The following is a 13,895-nucleotide window of genomic DNA, read 5'->3' as shown; positions in this document are numbered from 1 at the left end:
CAGCCCTAAGCTGACTCTTTATTCCATGGTATCAAAAGCGAGACTTGGTTTGGCATTGAGGTCCAAGCTTGCAAAGTTTTCTTTGTTCCATTCGCTGACGCTGGCATAGGCAATCATACCTGCATTGTCTCCGCAGAGGCGCAGAGGTGGAATGATGACCTTGACATCTGCGATTTCGGTTGCTAGGCGTTCTCTGAGACCTTTATTGGCTGCCACACCACCTGCCACGACTAGAGTTTTAACAGGGTATTTCTCCAAAGCCTTCTTAGTTTTTGCCATGAGAATATCCAGGACAGCTGCTTGGAAGGATGCACACAAGTCCTCTGTAGACAGACTTTCTCCCTTTTGCTCGGCATTATGGTGAAGATTGATAAAGGCAGATTTCAAACCTGAGAATGAAAACTCCAGATTATCTTCCTTAATCATGGCACGAGGAAAGTCATAAATATCCTGCCCCTGATGAGCCAGCTCGTCAATCTCACGACCGGCAGGATAGGTCAAGCCCATGACACGGCCGACCTTATCATAGGCCTCACCAACCGCGTCATCTCGCGTTTCCCCAACAATCTTGTAGTCACCAGCCTCCGAAACATAAACCAACTCTGTGTGTCCACCGCTGACCAAGAGGGCTAGCAAGGGAAACTCCAAAGGCTCCACGCTCTGAGCTGCCATAAGGTGACCAGCCATGTGGTTAACGGGAATCAGCGGAAGTCCATGTGCCCAAGCAAAGGCCTTAGCAGCTGATAAACCAACTAGTAAAGCTCCCACCAAGCCAGGTCCATAGGTAACCGCCACAGCTGTTACATCGTCTTCGGTAATCCCTGCTTCTGCCAACGCCTCCTCGATGCAGGCTGTAATGACCTCGACATGGTGACGACTGGCTACTTCTGGCACTACGCCCCCAAAACGTTTGTGGCTCTCAATTTGACTAGCAATGACATTAGACAAGAGCTCATCGTCGTTTTTCAAGACGGCGACACTGGTCTCATCACAGGATGTCTCAAATGCTAAAATATATCTATCCTTCATCTATTTCTCTCTTCATGATAATGGCATCCTCGACTGGGTCATGGTAGTAGGCCTTTCGCTCAGCGATGACTGCCATCTTTTCTTTCTTGTAAAATGCTTGTGCTCGGTGATTTGACTTTCTGACTTCGAGGAAAATCTCCTTGTCTGTCGGCAATTGAGCAAACAAGGCTGATGCAATTCCCTGACCCTGATAGGTTTGTTTGACAGCGATTTGCAGGACTTCTGCCTCAAAAAGATTCTCCTGCACAGCTAGAAAGCCAATCACTTCTTCCCCATCATAAGCTAGAGCATACCAAGTCTGGTCTTGGGACAGGTCTGCTTGGATTTGTTCCAGCGTCCAAGGACTGACTGGGTAAACAGCTATCATAACAGCGTAGATGGCTTGAGCCAGATCAGGTTGCTGGTGAGTTCGTTTGATTTCTATCATAGGCGTTTAATGTAGGACTTACCAGACTCGGTATGGTTCTTGAGCCAGTTTTCCTCAGCCTCAACACGCTTGAGGTAGTTCGGCACAAAATCATGCAAGGAGTCTGCTTCCTTGTCCCAAGCCAAAAGAGCAAGATTGGCTGCATTAGGCAAGGTTTCTTTGTAATTAGTCCTTGGCAAGTGTTCTTGAATCTGCTCCACAAAGGGGGCAACTTCTCCGACAAAGGTTACCTGACTAGCACCCTTAACTTTCTCTAACACCTCTTCAAAAGATAGGTGCGCTTCTGGCATGACAGGTTTGGCATTTTCATAAAATCCTGCATAAACATTGTTGCGACGCGCATCCATCAAGGGAACGAACAAGCCTTCTTGTTGGTAGGGCACCAGAGCCAAGAGGCTAGACATACCAACTAACTCAATGTTCAGGGTATGAGCCAAAGTCTTGGCAGTTGCTACCGCGATTCGCAAACCTGTGTAGCTACCTGGCCCTTCCGCCACCACGATTCGGTCCAAATCCTTGGGTGTCCAATCCAAACTTGCCATCAAAAAATCGATGGCAGGCATAAGGGTAATACTGTGATTTTTCTTAATATTAATCGTCGTCTCGGCAAGAACCTGCTTGTCCTCTAAAATAGCGAGAGAAAGAGCCTTGCTGGACGTATCAAAAGCTAATACTTTCATAACACATTCCTATCTTTTTGTCTGCTTACTATTATACTACAAAAGCTGGCACATGGGAATTTTCTTTGCCCCCAAACAAAAAGCCCCAGCATGAGCAGGGCATCTAAGCATTTAATCCAAAGTAAAATACAAACCAAACGACATAGGTTACGAGGAGGAGAAAAAGCGAGTAGAGAGTCACAAAAGCAAGCTTCCAAAGGAATTTTTTTTGCGGTGTCCCAGATATACAAACAGAGCATTCCCCCTTAGACACAGACTACAAAGACTATAAACACCAAGAGGCTAACCCTATCGCAAATTCAAACAAACTAAACATTCTTAATCCTACTTTTGGTATTCCTATTTTTATATAAACTGTTGACTATGTTGGTCTATCAATGTTAAAATGTAATTCAACACTGGTAGGAAAATCAGGTTGAGTCGTTGACTCTTCGGGTTGCGGTGCTATCCCTGAAACTTTGGTTTCTAAAGAACTGGAATTGCGATTGAACAATTCGCCCCCAGTGTTCGACAGCTCTTGACTTCGGTCAGGAGCTTTTTGATGCTTTTAAAGTTGATTCCCTCAGTAAGTTATAGTAAAATATAAATATTGAGAGGATAACGTAGAGCGACTGGTAACAGAGCGTTCAAAGGTACCAACTTCTGGTACGGGTGTGGGACTGCCTTCAGCTTTGAGCTGTAAAGACCCCTGACTACCATTGGTCCTCTCTTTTTGCTTACTCTTAAATTAAGTGCTTGTCTTTGCCTTTTAGTAAGCACTCCACTCCATCTTGCTATTTCTACATCGTTATACTTATAGATTGACTTCTTAACCTCATAGATGATAGAATTAAGTAAAGGCTGAGATCGAGTTTGATTTGGTGACAAGTCATTCAAAGGTTGCGATGCATTCGCTTCAGGTAGAGGTGCTGCCACCTGGACTGCTCCAGGAAAATCCCCGAGTTTTGTCTCAGCTTTTTTATTTGCTCTCGAGATTTCTCAAGAGCTTTTTCTTTTTTCAAAGATACCATTCTGTCCCAACCATCTACACCAACGATTAATGAAACTAGAACTATATTCTCCCTTAAATCTACTATCTCTTTAGATTTCCCCTTTAATTATAACACCTAAGCGCTCTCCGAACGAATCCTATCTATCTTTTGCTCCCTCTTCCCCTCACGACTTTCTCGTTTCCGTCTTTTACTAATTTTTCATTTTGTGGTATAATTGAAATAATTGTAACGAATCAAGGTCAATCTAGACACAAAATGGAATGAAATCAACAAATCTCTGCTAAAAGTTTGGAATAAGCTGACCTGTAAATAGAAAGGAACTATATGATTTACAAAGTTTTTTATCAAGAAACAAAAGAACGTAGCCCACGCCGTGAAACAACACGCGCACTATACCTAGACATCGATGCTAACTCAGAACTTGAGGGCCGTATCGCTGCTCGCCAACTTGTCGAAGAAAATCGCCCAGAGTACAATATCGAGTATATCGAACTCTTGTCTGACAAATTGCTAGATTACGAAAAAGAAACTGGCGCCTTCGAAATTACGGAGTTCTAATATGGCCTACACTCTTAAACCTGAAGAAGTCGGCGTTTTTGCCATCGGTGGTCTGGGAGAAATCGGGAAAAACACTTACGGGATTGAATACCAAGACGAGATTGTTATCGTCGATGCTGGGATTAAATTCCCAGAAGATGACTTGCTGGGTATCGACTATGTCATTCCTGACTACTCATACATCGTGGACAATATCGACCGCGTCAAGGCTGTCTTAATCACACACGGACACGAGGACCACATCGGTGGGATTCCTTTCCTACTCAAGCAAGCAAATGTCCCTATCTATGCTGGACCACTTGCCTTGGCTTTGATCCGTGGGAAACTCGAAGAACACGGCCTCTTGCGCAACGCCAAACTTTACGAAATCAACCACAACACTGAGTTGACCTTTAAAAATCTCAAGGCAACTTTCTTTAGAACCACTCACTCCATTCCAGAGCCTTTGGGGATTGTTATTCATACACCTCAAGGAAAAATCGTCTGTACGGGTGACTTTAAGTTCGACTTTACTCCAGTTGGAGAACCTGCGGACTTGCACCGTATGGCTGCCCTTGGCGAAGAAGGCGTGCTCTGTCTCCTGTCTGACTCAACAAATGCAGAAGTGCCAACCTTTACCAACTCTGAAAAAGTCGTTGGTCAGTCCATCATGAAGATTATCCAAGGCATAGAGGGACGTATCATCTTTGCATCCTTTGCCTCAAATATCTTCCGTCTCCAGCAAGCAACAGAAGCTGCTGTTAAGACTGGACGTAAGATCGCTGTCTTTGGTCGTTCGATGGAAAAGGCCATTGTCAACGGAATCGATCTTGGCTACATCAAAGCTCCTAAGGGAACCTTTATCGAGCCAAATGAAATCAAAGACTACCCTGCTGGCGAGGTTCTTATCCTCTGTACAGGTAGTCAGGGGGAGCCGATGGCAGCACTCTCTCGTATCGCCAACGGAACCCACCGTCAGGTGCAACTCCAACCAGGCGATACGGTTATCTTCTCTTCTAGTCCAATCCCTGGAAACACTACTAGCGTCAACAAGCTGATCAACATCATTTCTGAAGCTGGTGTCGAAGTTATCCACGGTAAGGTTAACAATATCCATACCTCTGGACACGGTGGCCAGCAAGAGCAAAAACTCATGCTCCGCTTGATTAAGCCAAAATACTTCATGCCTGTCCACGGTGAATACCGCATGCAAAAGGTCCACGCTGGACTAGCAGTGGATACTGGTGTTGAGAAGGACAATATCTTTATCATGAGCAATGGTGATGTGCTTGCCCTTACTGCTGACTCAGCTCGTATCGCAGGTCATTTCAACGCCCAAGATATCTATGTCGATGGAAATCGTATCGGTGAAATCGGCGCAGCTGTCCTCAAAGATCGTCGTGATCTATCTGAAGACGGTGTCGTTCTGGCAGTCGCAACTGTTGACTTCAAATCGCAGATGATTCTGTCTGGCCCAGACATCCTCAGCCGAGGCTTTGTCTACATGAGAGAGTCTGGCGACTTGATTCGCCAAAGCCAGCGCATCCTCTTCAATGCAATTCGTATCGCACTGAAAAATAAGGATGCTAGCGTGCAATCAGTCAATGGTGCCATTGTCAACGCTATTCGCCCCTTCCTTTATGAAAATACAGAACGTGAACCGATTATCATCCCTATGATCCTCACACCAGATGAAGAATAAAGCAAGAAAACAGCCCCGAAGACGGAGCTGTTTTTCTCTATGCTTTCTTTTGAGATTGAAACTCAATAAAAATCGAAATCAGACTAGAAGGCTAGGCGAAAGCATAACTTGAGTTAGGTGAGCCGAAGCCGACGACGTATTATTTTGATTTTTGAAGAGTTTTAGAAATACTACGATTTTTACCTTCAAGATACACCATTAAAATAGAAATATCTGCCGGGTTTACTCCCGAAATACGGCTGGCTTGGCCGATGGTTTCTGGATTGATGAGTTTGAACTTCTGACGGGCTTCGGTTGCGATAGAATCAATGTCATCCCAGTCGATATTGGCTGGAATGCGTTTTTCTTCCATGCGCTTCATCTTGGCAACCTGGTCCATGGCTTTGGAAATGTAGCCTTCATACTTGATTTCTGTTTCAATCAATTCGATAATCTTGTCATCCAAGTCCTCTGCAGCTGGTCCGATAAAAGCCACCACATTTTGGTAAGACACTTCTGGACGGCGAAGGAATTCCTTGGCTGTCACCGCATCTGTCAACGGTTTGAAGCCCATCTCCTCAACCTTGGCATTGGTTTCCTTGACTGGCTTGAGTTTGATGCTATCTAAACGTTTCATCTCATTTTCAAATTGATTTTTCTTGATTTCAAAGCGAGCCCAGCGTTCATCATCCACAAGACCAATCTCACGTCCCATCTCTGTCAAACGCATATCGGCATTGTCATGACGGAGAATGAGACGGTATTCAGCACGACTGGTCAATAGACGGTAGGGTTCAATGGTGCCCTTGGTCACCAAGTCATCAATCATCACCCCGATATAACCATCACTGCGCTTCAAAATCAATTCAGGCTTGCCTTGGATTTTCAGAGCCGCATTAATACCTGCGATAATCCCTTGCCCAGCAGCTTCTTCGTAACCTGACGTTCCATTTGTCTGACCAGCAGTGAAAAGACCTGAGATTTTCTTGGTTTCCAAAGTCGCACGCAACTGGTGAGGCAAGACCATGTCATACTCAATAGCATAACCTGTTCGCATCATCTCTGCATTTTCCAAACCTTTGATGGAATGAACCAGCTCACGTTGGACATCCTCAGGCAGACTAGTTGATAGACCTTGAACATAGACTTCCTCTGTATTGCGCCCTTCTGGCTCAAGGAAGAGTTGGTGGCGTTCCTTGTCCGCAAAGCGCACAATCTTGTCCTCAATCGATGGGCAATAACGAGGTCCCACTCCCTTGACCACACCTGTAAACATAGGCGCACGGTGGAGGTTGTTTTGGATAATCTCATGACTGGTACCATTGGTATAAGTCAACCAACATGGCACTTGGTCTTTGACATAATCCTCATCACGTGAAGTATAAGAGAAGTGATTAGGCGCTTCGTCTCCTGGCTGAATTTCTGTCACATCGTAGTTGATTGAAGAAGCCTTGACACGTGGAGGCGTTCCTGTCTTGAAACGACCAATTTCGAGTCCTAATTCCTTGAGGTTGTCAGCAAGGTTAATAGAAGCTAGGCTGTGGTTAGGACCTGATGAATACTTAAGGTCTCCGATGATAATTTCCCCACGGAGAGCCGTCCCTGTCGTCACGATAACAGCCTTAGCAGCATACTCTTGATGGGTCGCTGTACGAACACCGACAACTTTGCCGTCTTCCACCAAAATCTCATCAATCATAGTCTGACGAAGGGTCAGATTTTCTTGATTTTCAACCGTCTTGCGCATTTCCTTGGAATAAAGCTCCTTGTCAGCCTGCGCACGAAGGGCACGGACAGCTGGCCCCTTCCCTGTGTTGAGCATCTTCATCTGGATGTAAGTCTTGTCAATAGTTTTGGCCATCTCGCCACCGAGGGCATCAACTTCACGCACAACAATCCCTTTGGCAGAACCACCGATAGAGGGGTTACAAGGCATGAAAGCCAGCATTTCAATGTTGATAGTCGCAAGTAAGACCTTACAACCCATACGGCTAGCGGCCAAGGAAGCTTCGACCCCAGCGTGTCCCGCACCAATTACAATAATATCGTATTCTTCTGTAAAATTATATGTCATATTTCTCTCCTATTCCTCAAGATGGATGTGTCTTAGTTGGCCGTCCCAATCTGGCAGGGCTGTTTTTAAAAAAGCTGGAACTAGATTGATACCCTCAAGCTTGTCTATGTCAATCCATTCACAGGGCTGCCTTTTCTCATCTTCCTGCATGGTCAACGGAGCATCTTCAAGTAAGTCTACCAAATAATGAAATTCAATGTTGTGATAGGAAACACCGTCCTGTTCAAAACGATTTTCAACCACGAAAGCTAGTTGCCCAGCTTGAGCTTTGACACCCAGTTCTTCCCTCACTTCACGGACTACCGCGTCTTCCGTGCTTTCATTGACTTGAATCGCACCTCCGATAGTGTAATACTTGCCCTTATCTTTGGTAACTAGAAGCTTGCGATTTTGGAGAATCAAGGCTGTCGCCCGAACTCCAAAAATTGTATTTCCTACTTTTGTCCGAAAGTCTTGCTGAGTCATTCTTGTCCTTTCCCTTAAACGACACAAAAACAGTCAAAACTCCAAAGAAGTGCAGGACAAAAAAGCCTGCAACATCCATGAGCTTTGACCATCATTTCTATTGCTTTTATTATTGTAGCAAATTGAGAAAATTTGTCAATCTAAATGTACTGACAAACTTGTCCATCGCGGTAGGCATTGTCAATCAAACCACCACCTAGACACTCTTCCCCGTCGTAAAAGACAACTGCCTGACCTGGTGTGATGGCGCGTTGCGGTTCTGCAAAGATAACCTCTGCCTTGTCTCCTTTGACATGGACGGTCACCTTAGAGTCAGGCTGACGATAGCGGAATTTAGCCGTACATTCTAGCGTGAATTCCTCTGGCATCTCACGAGTAAAGTGGACTTGGCTAGCCTCTAGGCTGGTTGACATGAGTGAGTCATGGTAGAAACCTTGTCCTACATAGAGGATATTCTTGCTGAGGTCTTTTCCGACAACGAACCAAGGGGCATTGTCTCCACCGTGTTGCCCACCGATACCTAGACCTCCACGCTGACCAATCGTATAGTACATCAGACCTGCATGCTCGCCCATATCGCGACCATCCACAGTCATCATGCGACCAGGCTGAGCTGGCAGGTAGTTGCTGAGAAAGTTTTTAAAGTTCTTTTCTCCTATAAAGCAAATCCCTGTCGAGTCTTTCTTCTTAGCAGTCGCAAGGCCTGCTTCTTCTGCTAGTCTGCGAACTTCAGGCTTTTCCAAATGCCCCAAAGGGAACATAGTTTTTTGAAGCTGTTCTTGTGAGAGTTGGCTGAGGAAATAGGTTTGGTCCTTGCCATTGTCCACACCACGAAGCATGTGAACGATGCCATCCTCATCACGTGCCACTCGGGCATAGTGCCCAGTCGCTACATAGTCTGCCCCCAAGGTCATGGCATAGTCCAAAAAAGCCTTGAACTTAATTTCCTTGTTGCACATAACATCTGGATTTGGCGTGCGCCCTGCACGGTATTCCGCTAGGAAATACTCAAAAACGCGATCCCAGTACTCTTTTTCAAAGTTGACAGAGTAGTAAGGAATGCCAATCTGGTCTGCCACCGCAGCCACATCCTTGTAATCTTCGGTCGCCGTACAGACGCCGTTTTCATCTGTGTCATCCCAGTTCTTCATGAAGATACCGATCACATCGTAGCCCTGCTCCTTGAGTAAAAGAGCCGTCACCGACGAATCAACACCACCACTCATCCCTACGACAACACGTGTTTTAGAGTTCTCACTCATGGTAAGTCTCCCATCTATTCGTTTATTCACGATTGAAGGTCGTGTGTGCTTAACGATTGAAGGTCGCTTGAGCAGTATTCATTATAACATGCTTGGTTGGAGAAGACAAGAAAGAGGATGTCAATCGACCATCCTCTCTGTAAATACATATATAATTGTTTAAAAAGAGGGTAATTTATAGCTTAATCCCTCTACTGCTTATTATCTTATTTATAAAATAAACTAAAAATGATATACTGTAATGAGGAGGAATACGTACATGATCCCTTAAAGATACTACCATCCATGTACGTAGAACGATTGTGAAAAACTACAAAGATATTCTAAAATCAAAAAATACCATTTTTACTATTATCATTGTCGCAAGTCTTGGACTTTTAATTGGTCTAGTCATTCACCAAGAAAACATCTTAACAGAAAGAGGCAATATTGCTTTCTTCAAACGGCAAAAAAATGAACAAGATGTCGAACAAGTAAAAAAAGCCATCAAAGATTTTAATATCTATTCTGAAACAATTATAGAAGATTGGAAAAGAATTCAAGAATTGAAGCCAAACACTGACGAAGGCAAGCAAACATTAGCAGACTTTCTTACTACTACGTCCGATAAAATCACCAATCATTATAGCGAAAAAGCTTTAAAAATGGATATAAAGGAATCCGATAGTCAGTTTGAAGATAAACAAACACTTGAAACAGCCATCACTTCCTTACAAAAAATACTAGAAATCATTAAAAGTGTCAACCCCACAAGCGAACAAGCCACTATTGATGAAAAAATAAAACCCATCCAAGAACTAATTTCTAAATTCCAAAAGCAAGTTGAAGTCTTGACCAAAAAAGAAGGACAAAAGACTGACAAAAAAGAAACAGGAACGACTAGTAGCGAGAGGGAAAGAGAAAGCTATTCTTCAGAAGGAGGGAGCTACACTCCAACCTATACTGAGTCAAATGGGAGCAGATACAGTTCACAAGCGCCTGCAAGCGAACAACCTTCATCTGATAGTGCTGGCAGCAGCGGAAATGATGTGGCAAGTACACAAAATCAAGCAGCTAATACTTCAGAAGCTCAAGCAGAAACTAATACCAATAGTAACAATGCTGGAGTTCCCACAACAAACAGTGATGATCTCGCTAGTTTAGGTGGCGGAGTTACATCATTCGGTCAGCAGTAAGCAATCGGCTATCACTAATTTAATTGTCTTTTATCGAACAAAGTACATAAAAGGCTAGCAAAAACTAACTTTCCAATAAAACCACACAGTGATTCTCTCAGCTTGATTGTGTTCAAGTCTGAAAACACTGTGTGGTTTTTGAATTGTTGAACATTCAGAGATTCCATTTTTGGGGCAATTGTCTATCAGAATGTCCTTTTATCTGTCAATAATCCGAGAAAATCTTGTCGTTTCAAGTCGGAGAAATGTTTGGTAGAGAGACTTCCCTTTTGAAGTCCATCATCTCTGACCTGCAAATAATAGCTATGTTGGCTTGTTTTAATTGTCAAAAAATCGCCCAATACAAAAACTCTTTTCCAGTTGCGAATCTCAAATTCTTTCATCTCTGATTTTGGAATGCGGATAAGTCCTTGCCGCAAATCGCGATGGTGCTCACTTGTGAAAGTCATCCCATTCCCAAGATTTCTTATCAGCAGTTCATCTGGAGTCACCATCACCAGCGCTATTTTAGTTAAGAAAATTTCAACTGTTGGTGGTAAAATCGCCAAATTAAACCAGGGATGTAGGTAGCGATAGGCTAAGAAATAATGAGGCTCCTCACCCAATCCTAGTTGTTTATACAAGGTCTTGACTTCACTATCTAACCTCGCTTCAAAAGACACATCCGAATGCTCTTCTTCCTTCCTCTGATTAACATAACGCATCCAGACTAGGAAACCTATAAAGACTAGGACAAATATTCCTGATAAAAGATATTTTAAATTGTAGTTCATCGCTTAACCTCCTGATTCACACCTCTGCCTAAAACAGAAGCCTATTTATTTTGAAAATAGGTCCATCATAACTTTAAATAAGACGGGTGTCATTAAAATTAGGATAATTCCTATCACAAATATCATGACTACTCGAAAAAGTTCCTTATTTTTAAACATTTTTCCACCCCTTTTCTAGCTACATCATAGTACTCATTAACCCCATATTAAAATTACACCAAACTTATTTTAGCTTTCTTTTTTACTTTTTATATTACTATGATACAATATTTTTAATAGGATTTTATTGTTTGTTAACTTTTTTCACTAAAAGGAGAAAATCATGCGTTATGATTTTGGAAAGGTCTATAAAGAAATACGTGAGTCAAAAGGATTAACCCAAGAAGAGGTCTGCGGAGATGTCCTATCAAGAACCAGCCTATCAAAGATTGAAAGTGGTAAGGCAACTCCTAAATATGAAAATATGGATTTTCTTCTTCGGCAAATGAATATGAGTTTTGAAGAATTTGACTACATCTGCCATCTCTATCAGCCGAGCCAACGGACAGAAATCATGCAAACTTATCTCAATATGAATTCCATCATTGGTGGCAGTGGTCTAGTTGATTTTTTTGAAACATGCCAAAACTATCTCAAGACCCATCACGATCTGCCTATAGAAGAAATCAGGGATATGCTGGAAGTTGTCATTCATATCCGTCAATATGGTACAGAGCAACTGTCAGAGCAAGTGAAACAGACTATCCAAAAACTATGGGAAAAAATTGAAAAACAAGATACATGGTATGAAAGTGACCTAAAAATCCTCAATACCATCCTTTTCAGCTTTCCAATTGAACACCTCCATCTCATTACTGGAAAAATCCTGCAACGCTTGGAAGTCTATAAAAACTACCAACATTTATATGACTTACGAATGGCAATCCTACTCAACCTTTCCACCATTTACTTATACCATCAAGACAAAAACATGTGTCAACAAATCTGCTATACTTTACTAGAGGATGCCAAGAACAAGAAAAGCTACGATATGCTTGCTATCTGCTATGTCCGTATTGGGATTTGTAGGGATGATGCCAAACTTATCCAAAAAGGGTTCTCCCTTCTAGAGCTGACCGATGAAACTTCCATTCTAGCCTTTCTCAAAAAAGAGGTGGAGATCTATTATCAACCGAAAGAAATATAAAAAAGTCGAGGGATTTCCTCGACTTTTTCAAATTATTCTGTTCGTTATTTCTTAATACCAGCCGTTGTTAAGCCAGAAGTTTTTAGCAGCTGACCATGAACCGTAACGTCCTGCAACGTAAGCATCTGCTACACGTTCTTGGTTTTCAGCTGAGTAGTCACCATTCAAGTATGAATCTGTCAATTGGTAACGTCCAATGTATTGGCCGTTTGTAGCTGTATAGCTACCACCTGATTCTTTTTGTGCAATCCATTCTTTAGCTTCTGCTTCAGATCCACTTACAGTTGCAACTGGTGCTGAAGTTTCTGCTGCAGCAACAGTTTCTTCTGCTACAGGAGCGCTTGCAGCTGGTGCTGCTTCTTCTACTACTTCTGTAGTTTCTGCTACTGGAGCTGAAACAGTTTCATCTTGAGCAGCTGGTGCCGCATAAGTAGCTGGCGCTGGTGTTGCAACAGGTGCTACAGGACCATCGATAACCAACTCTTGACCAACATAAATCAAATGAACGTTGTCGATGTGGTTGTTTTCTGCCAATTTCTCAACAGTTGTGTTGTGAGTTTCAGCGATTTCTGAAAGTGTATCACCTTCTTTAACAGTGTAAGTTGATGATTCTTGAGCAGATACAAATGATGGAGCAAATACTGCAAACAAGGCAGCTACTCCTGCAAGAGTTGTTTTAATCTTTTTAGTTGTTGATTTCATATTTGAAAATTCTCCTTCTTTCTATAGTTCTATCATACCCTTTAAATATTACCGTTTCTTGACACTTTTATGTAGAAATATTACAAAATTATTTTTTATTTCTCTAAATAAGCCATTTTTTGTTACAAAAGATGCTTTTTTATGCTATTTGTAGTGTAAAAAGGTTTTCATCCACAATTAAAGCCAAGACCTTCATTCTTTGATATAATAGAGATAAGAATTTTTATAAGGGGAAACTGATGAAATCACTTCGTTTTCAATCTGTCTTTGATATCATCGGACCAGTTATGATTGGCCCATCTAGTAGCCATACAGCTGGTGCTGTTCGTATTGGGAAGATTGTCTCTTCCATTTTTGATGATACTCCGACAGAAGTCGAATTCCAACTATTTAACTCATTTGCCAAGACCTATCGTGGTCACGGAACAGACCTAGCCCTTGTTGCAGGTATTTTGGGCATGGATACAGATGATCCTGAAATCCCAAACAGCCTGGAAATTGCCCACAAGCGTGGCATCAAGATTGTCTGGACCATTCAGAAAGACAGCAATGCCCCTCACCCAAACACCACTAAAATTACCGTCAAAAATGCTCATAAGACCATTAGCGTGACTGGTATTTCTATCGGGGGAGGAAATATTCAGGTAACTGAACTCAATGGCTTTGCCGTCTCTCTCAATATGAATACACCGACTATCATCATTGTTCATCAAGATATTCCAGGTATGATTGCCCTCGTAACAGAGGCCCTTTCCCGCTATGGTATCAATATCGCTCAGATGAATGTTACTCGTGAAAAAGCTGGTGAAAAAGCTATTATGATTATCGAAGTTGACAGTCGCAACTGTGATGAGGCCATCGAAGAAATTCGAAAAATCCCTCATCTCCACAATGTCAATTTCTTTAAATAGG

Annotated in this window: 13 protein-coding genes and 1 pseudogene; 5 read left to right on the top strand and 9 right to left on the bottom strand. The window is 42.7% G+C overall.

All coding sequences use genetic code 11. From position 1 onward, the window contains the following. Positions 1-18: 18 nt before the first annotated feature. From tsaD to JQ843_RS10145, 4 genes and pseudogenes are all read right to left on the bottom strand, one after another. Positions 19-1,029: a tRNA (adenosine(37)-N6)-threonylcarbamoyltransferase complex transferase subunit TsaD gene (gene tsaD, locus JQ843_RS00160; RefSeq protein ID WP_020901820.1), complete on the bottom strand. Its 1,011-nt coding sequence runs from the start codon at positions 1,027-1,029 to the stop codon at positions 19-21. Next, positions 1,019-1,456, bottom strand: coding sequence for a ribosomal protein S18-alanine N-acetyltransferase (gene rimI, locus JQ843_RS00155; RefSeq protein WP_020901819.1), 438 nt, complete (start codon positions 1,454-1,456; stop codon positions 1,019-1,021). The genes tsaD and rimI overlap by 11 nt, the downstream gene beginning before the upstream one ends. Beyond that, complete coding sequence (gene tsaB / locus JQ843_RS00150; protein ID WP_020901818.1) at positions 1,453-2,136, bottom strand: tRNA (adenosine(37)-N6)-threonylcarbamoyltransferase complex dimerization subunit type 1 TsaB; 684 nt, start codon at positions 2,134-2,136, stop codon at positions 1,453-1,455. Before tsaB ends, rimI begins: the two co-directional genes overlap by 4 nt. A gap of 103 nt (positions 2,137-2,239) precedes the next feature. Beyond that, positions 2,240-2,452 (bottom strand): annotated as a pseudogene (locus JQ843_RS10145) (hypothetical protein). 1,000 nt (positions 2,453-3,452) lie between these two features. Between JQ843_RS10145 and JQ843_RS00145 the strand changes: the two are divergent. Both JQ843_RS00145 and rnjA read left to right on the top strand, forming a co-directional pair. After that, the gene (locus JQ843_RS00145) at positions 3,453-3,686 is read left to right on the top strand and encodes a DNA-dependent RNA polymerase subunit epsilon (protein ID WP_000639571.1); all 234 of its coding nucleotides are present in this window, start codon (positions 3,453-3,455) and stop codon (positions 3,684-3,686) included. 1 nt (position 3,687) lies between these two features. Next, a complete protein-coding gene (rnjA, locus tag JQ843_RS00140; protein WP_033685613.1) occupies positions 3,688-5,367 on the top strand; it encodes a ribonuclease J1 in 1,680 nt (559 codons plus the stop codon). Between the two features lie 139 nt (positions 5,368-5,506). Here rnjA and mnmG read toward each other — a convergent pair whose 3' ends face one another. From mnmG to mnmA, 3 genes are all read right to left on the bottom strand, one after another. Next, positions 5,507-7,420: a tRNA uridine-5-carboxymethylaminomethyl(34) synthesis enzyme MnmG gene (gene mnmG / locus JQ843_RS00135; protein ID WP_203212600.1), complete on the bottom strand. Its 1,914-nt coding sequence runs from the start codon at positions 7,418-7,420 to the stop codon at positions 5,507-5,509. Positions 7,421-7,429: 9 nt separating this feature from the next. Continuing rightward, complete coding sequence (locus JQ843_RS00130) at positions 7,430-7,885, bottom strand: NUDIX hydrolase (protein ID WP_203212599.1); 456 nt, start codon at positions 7,883-7,885, stop codon at positions 7,430-7,432. Between the two features lie 140 nt (positions 7,886-8,025). Continuing rightward, positions 8,026-9,147 carry a tRNA 2-thiouridine(34) synthase MnmA gene (gene mnmA / locus JQ843_RS00125; protein ID WP_203212598.1) on the bottom strand — a complete coding sequence of 374 codons (1,122 nt, stop codon included), beginning with the start codon at positions 9,145-9,147 and terminating at the stop codon, positions 8,026-8,028. 302 nt (positions 9,148-9,449) lie between these two features. Here mnmA and JQ843_RS00120 point away from each other — a divergent pair, with 302 nt between their 5' ends. Next, positions 9,450-10,322, top strand: coding sequence for a hypothetical protein (locus JQ843_RS00120; RefSeq protein WP_203212597.1), 873 nt, complete (start codon positions 9,450-9,452; stop codon positions 10,320-10,322). 185 nt (positions 10,323-10,507) lie between these two features. Here JQ843_RS00120 and JQ843_RS00115 read toward each other — a convergent pair whose 3' ends face one another. Continuing rightward, positions 10,508-11,095 carry a hypothetical protein gene (locus JQ843_RS00115; RefSeq protein WP_203212596.1) on the bottom strand — a complete coding sequence of 196 codons (588 nt, stop codon included), beginning with the start codon at positions 11,093-11,095 and terminating at the stop codon, positions 10,508-10,510. 322 nt (positions 11,096-11,417) lie between these two features. Between JQ843_RS00115 and JQ843_RS00110 the strand changes: the two genes are divergently transcribed. Next, positions 11,418-12,281 (top strand): helix-turn-helix domain-containing protein, encoded by an 864-nt coding sequence (locus tag JQ843_RS00110; protein ID WP_049502592.1) that lies wholly within the window; start codon positions 11,418-11,420, stop codon positions 12,279-12,281. A gap of 51 nt (positions 12,282-12,332) precedes the next feature. On the opposite strand, the gene apf is transcribed toward JQ843_RS00110, so the two are convergent. Beyond that, positions 12,333-12,983: an aggregation-promoting factor gene (gene apf / locus JQ843_RS00105; protein WP_049502591.1), complete on the bottom strand. Its 651-nt coding sequence runs from the start codon at positions 12,981-12,983 to the stop codon at positions 12,333-12,335. A gap of 239 nt (positions 12,984-13,222) precedes the next feature. On the opposite strand from apf, the gene sdaAB reads away from it, so the two are divergent. Beyond that, complete coding sequence (gene sdaAB, locus JQ843_RS00100; protein ID WP_000838912.1) at positions 13,223-13,894, top strand: L-serine ammonia-lyase, iron-sulfur-dependent subunit beta; 672 nt, start codon at positions 13,223-13,225, stop codon at positions 13,892-13,894. Position 13,895 lies beyond the last annotated feature (1 nt).

Source organism: Streptococcus mitis (genome assembly GCF_905187495.1).
Classification (GTDB): domain Bacteria; phylum Bacillota; class Bacilli; order Lactobacillales; family Streptococcaceae; genus Streptococcus; species Streptococcus mitis_CU.
The sequence above is the reverse complement of the archived record's forward strand: the minus strand, read 5'-3'. Positions and strand labels throughout refer to the sequence as shown.

Bases quoted from the DNA above. Each gene is read 5' to 3' on its own strand.
- tsaD (WP_020901820.1), bottom strand. From the start codon at position 1,029: ATGAAGGATAGATATATTTTAGCATTTGAGACATCCTGTGATGAGACC.
- rimI (WP_020901819.1), bottom strand. From the start codon at position 1,456: ATGATAGAAATCAAACGAACTCACCAGCAACCTGATCTGGCTCAAGCC.
- tsaB (WP_020901818.1), bottom strand. From the start codon at position 2,136: ATGAAAGTATTAGCTTTTGATACGTCCAGCAAGGCTCTTTCTCTCGCT.
- JQ843_RS00145 (WP_000639571.1), top strand. From the start codon at position 3,453: ATGATTTACAAAGTTTTTTATCAAGAAACAAAAGAACGTAGCCCACGC.
- rnjA (WP_033685613.1), top strand. From the start codon at position 3,688: ATGGCCTACACTCTTAAACCTGAAGAAGTCGGCGTTTTTGCCATCGGT.
- mnmG (WP_203212600.1), bottom strand. From the start codon at position 7,420: ATGACATATAATTTTACAGAAGAATACGATATTATTGTAATTGGTGCG.
- JQ843_RS00130 (WP_203212599.1), bottom strand. From the start codon at position 7,885: ATGACTCAGCAAGACTTTCGGACAAAAGTAGGAAATACAATTTTTGGA.
- mnmA (WP_203212598.1), bottom strand. From the start codon at position 9,147: ATGAGTGAGAACTCTAAAACACGTGTTGTCGTAGGGATGAGTGGTGGT.
- JQ843_RS00115 (WP_203212596.1), bottom strand. From the start codon at position 11,095: ATGAACTACAATTTAAAATATCTTTTATCAGGAATATTTGTCCTAGTC.
- JQ843_RS00110 (WP_049502592.1), top strand. From the start codon at position 11,418: ATGCGTTATGATTTTGGAAAGGTCTATAAAGAAATACGTGAGTCAAAA.
- apf (WP_049502591.1), bottom strand. From the start codon at position 12,983: ATGAAATCAACAACTAAAAAGATTAAAACAACTCTTGCAGGAGTAGCT.
- sdaAB (WP_000838912.1), top strand. From the start codon at position 13,223: ATGAAATCACTTCGTTTTCAATCTGTCTTTGATATCATCGGACCAGTT.